Source organism: Erythrobacter sp. MTPC3, assembly GCF_042854385.1.
Taxonomy (GTDB): domain Bacteria; phylum Pseudomonadota; class Alphaproteobacteria; order Sphingomonadales; family Sphingomonadaceae; genus Erythrobacter.
Genome location: NZ_BTGP01000039.1, coordinates 1 through 846, shown reverse-complemented (window position 1 = coordinate 846; position 846 = coordinate 1). Strand labels below are relative to the sequence as shown.

At 59.1% G+C, this 846-nt stretch carries 1 protein-coding gene; it reads left to right on the top strand.

Annotation, left to right across the window (positions count from 1 at the left end; all coding sequences use genetic code 11):
• Window positions 1-73: 73 nt before the first annotated feature.
• Window positions 74-846, top strand: a protein-coding gene (locus ACGHU1_RS16870) for an IS5 family transposase (protein ID WP_156170621.1) whose coding sequence is annotated in 2 segments (ribosomal slippage) — window positions 74-392 and window positions 392-846 — 774 coding nt in all. Because the reading frame shifts where the segments join, the coding sequence is not laid out codon by codon here.

Genomic DNA, 846 nt, shown 5'->3' with positions numbered 1-846 from the left:
TAGGCCGTAAACTCATAAACTGACTTGCGCGGCGCGGGCGCGGTTGATTCAAGGCTTCGGGAAGGAGCTTTGGATGACGCGTCGTAGATTTGAACTGACCGATGATGAGTGGCTGGTGATCGAGCCGTTGTTGCCGAACAAGCCTCGCGGGGTTCCGCGTGTGGATGACCGGCGGGTCATCGACGGGATATTGTGGCGCTTTCGCACGGGCAGTCCTTGGGCTGATATTCCCGAGCGCTATGGCCCACATACCACCTGCTACAACCGTTTCGTGCGCTGGCGCAAAGCCGGTGTGTGGGACCGCCTTCTCGAAGCGGTGAGCCAAGCCTTCGACGGCGAGTTGGTCATGATCGACAGTTCTTCCATCCGGGTCCACCAGCACGGTGCGACCCTAAAAAGGGGGACCCAAATCGCTGCATGGGACGTTCCCGGGGCGGTTTGACAACCAAGATCCATGCCCTGGTTGATGGTCGCGGCCTGCCGATCCAACTGCATCTGTCCGAAGGCCAGGCGAGCGATTGCCGTGAGGCCGAGAGGCTGCTGGCCGCCGTGCCGAACGCCACCACCTTTCTCGCCGATAAGGCTTATGACAGCGATGCCATTCGCAGTCAGATCACCGCGCAGGGTGGCTTCGCCAACATCCCAGTCAAGCGCAATCGTCGCAAAGGCTTCGCGTTCAGCAGCTTCCTGTATCGCTACCGTAATCTGGTCGAGCGTTTCTTCGGGAAACTCAAAAACGCCAGAGGCTTGGCCACCAGATACGACAAACGAAGCGATAACTTCCTCGCTGCCATCAAGCTCTTCTGCACACGCCTATGGATCGCCGCTAATGAGTCTACGCCCTAG